Consider the following 2,631-nt stretch of genomic DNA (forward strand, 5'->3'; position numbering starts at 1 on the left):
GACCATCTCCCAACCCTAAATACTCCCTAGTGACCGATAGTGAACCAGTACCGTGAGGGAAAGGTGAAAAGCACCCCGGGAGGGGAGTGAAATAGAACCTGAAACCGTGTGCCTACAACAAGTTCGAGCCCGTTAATGGGTGAGAGCGTGCCTTTTGTAGAATGAACCGGCGAGTTACGTTATGATGCGAGGTTAAGTTGAAGAGACGGAGCCGTAGGGAAACCGAGTCTGAACAGGGCGAATTAGTATCATGACGTAGACCCGAAACCATGTGACCTACCCATGAGCAGGTTGAAGGTGCGGTAAGACGCACTGGAGGACCGAACCAGGGCACGTTGAAAAGTGCTTGGATGACTTGTGGGTAGCGGAGAAATTCCAAACGAACTTGGAGATAGCTGGTTCTCTCCGAAATAGCTTTAGGGCTAGCGTCGACATTAAGATTCTTGGAGGTAGAGCACTGTTTGGGTGAGGGGTCCATCCCGGATTACCAATCTCAGATAAACTCCGAATGCCAATGAATTATGGTCGGCAGTCAGACTGCGAGTGCTAAGATCCGTAGTCGAAAGGGAAACAGCCCAGACCACCAGCTAAGGTCCCAAAATAATTGTTAAGTGGAAAAGGATGTGGGGTTGCACAGACAACTAGGATGTTAGCTTAGAAGCAGCTATTCATTCAAAGAGTGCGTAATAGCTCACTAGTCGAGTGACCCTGCGCCGAAAATGTACCGGGGCTAAAACAATTTACCGAAGCTGTGGATACCTTTATAGGTATGGTAGGAGAGCGTTCTATGTGTGAAGAAGGTGTACCGTGAGGAGTGCTGGAACGCATAGAAGTGAGAATGCCGGTATGAGTAGCGAAAGACAGGTGAGAATCCTGTCCACCGTAAGACTAAGGTTTCCAGGGGAAGGCTCGTCCGCCCTGGGTTAGTCGGGACCTAAGGAGAGACCGAAAGGTGTATCCGATGGACAACAGGTTGATATTCCTGTACTAGAGTATGTAGTGATGGAGGGACGCAGTAGGCTAACTAAAGCAGACGATTGGAAGTGTCTGTCTAAGCAGTGAGGTGTGATATGAGTCAAATGCTTATATCTGTAACATTGAGCTGTGATGGGGAGCGAAGTTTAGTAGCGAAGTTAGTGACGTCACACTGCCAAGAAAAGCTTCTAGCGTTTAAACATACTCTACCCGTACCGCAAACCGACACAGGTAGTCGAGGCGAGTAGCCTCAGGTGAGCGAGAGAACTCTCGTTAAGGAACTCGGCAAAATGACCCCGTAACTTCGGGAGAAGGGGTGCTGACTTTAAGTCAGCCGCAGTGAATAGGCCCAAGCAACTGTTTATCAAAAACACAGCTCTCTGCTAAATCGTAAGATGATGTATAGGGGGTGACGCCTGCCCGGTGCTGGAAGGTTAAGAGGAGTGCTTAGCGCAAGCGAAGGTATGAATTGAAGCCCCAGTAAACGGCGGCCGTAACTATAACGGTCCTAAGGTAGCGAAATTCCTTGTCGGGTAAGTTCCGACCCGCACGAAAGGCGTAATGATTTGGGCACTGTCTCAACGAGAGACTCGGTGAAATTTTAGTACCTGTGAAGATGCAGGTTACCCGCGACAGGACGGAAAGACCCCATGGAGCTTTACTGCAGTTTGATATTGAGTGTCTGTACCACATGTACAGGATAGGTAGGAGTCTAAGAGATCGGGACGCCAGTTTCGAAGGAGACGTTGTTGGGATACTACCCTTGTGTTATGGCCACTCTAACCCGGATAGGTGATCCCTATCGGAGACAGTGTCTGACGGGCAGTTTGACTGGGGCGGTCGCCTCCTAAAAGGTAACGGAGGCGCCCAAAGGTTCCCTCAGAATGGTTGGAAATCATTCGCAGAGTGTAAAGGTATAAGGGAGCTTGACTGCGAGAGCTACAACTCGAGCAGGGACGAAAGTCGGGCTTAGTGATCCGGTGGTTCCGTATGGAAGGGCCATCGCTCAACGGATAAAAGCTACCCTGGGGATAACAGGCTTATCTCCCCCAAGAGTTCACATCGACGGGGAGGTTTGGCACCTCGATGTCGGCTCGTCGCATCCTGGGGCTGTAGTCGGTCCCAAGGGTTGGGCTGTTCGCCCATTAAAGCGGCACGCGAGCTGGGTTCAGAACGTCGTGAGACAGTTCGGTCCCTATCCGTCGCGGGCGTAGGAAATTTGAGAGGATCTGCTCCTAGTACGAGAGGACCAGAGTGGACTTACCGCTGGTGTACCAGTTGTCTTGCCAAAGGCATCGCTGGGTAGCTATGTAGGGAAGGGATAAACGCTGAAAGCATCTAAGTGTGAAACCCACCTCAAGATGAGATTTCCCATGATTTTATATCAGTAAGAGCCCTGAGAGATGATCAGGTAGATAGGTTAGAAGTGGAAGTGTGGCGACACATGTAGCGGACTAATACTAATAGCTCGAGGACTTATCCAAAGTAACTGAGAATATGAAAGCGAGAGGTTTTCTTGGTTTGAATAGATATTCAATTTTGAGTAGGTATTACTCAGAGTTAAGTGACGATAGCCTAGGAGATACACCTGTACCCATGCCGAACACAGAAGTTAAGCCCTAGAACGCCGGAAGTAGTTGGGGGTTGCCCCCTGTG

Annotated in this window: 2 rRNA genes; both read left to right on the plus strand. The window is 49.9% G+C overall.

Features of this window, described 5'->3' with window-relative positions:
• Positions 1-2,459 (plus strand): 23S ribosomal RNA (locus O3650_RS09525); the annotation flags it as partial.
• A 76-nt stretch (positions 2,460-2,535) separates the two neighbouring features.
• Positions 2,536-2,631 (plus strand): 5S ribosomal RNA (rrf, locus tag O3650_RS09530); the annotation flags it as partial.

Source organism: Streptococcus sp. 20925_1_24 (genome assembly GCF_041432335.1).
GTDB classification, from domain to species: Bacteria; Bacillota; Bacilli; order Lactobacillales; family Streptococcaceae; genus Streptococcus; species Streptococcus mitis_BM.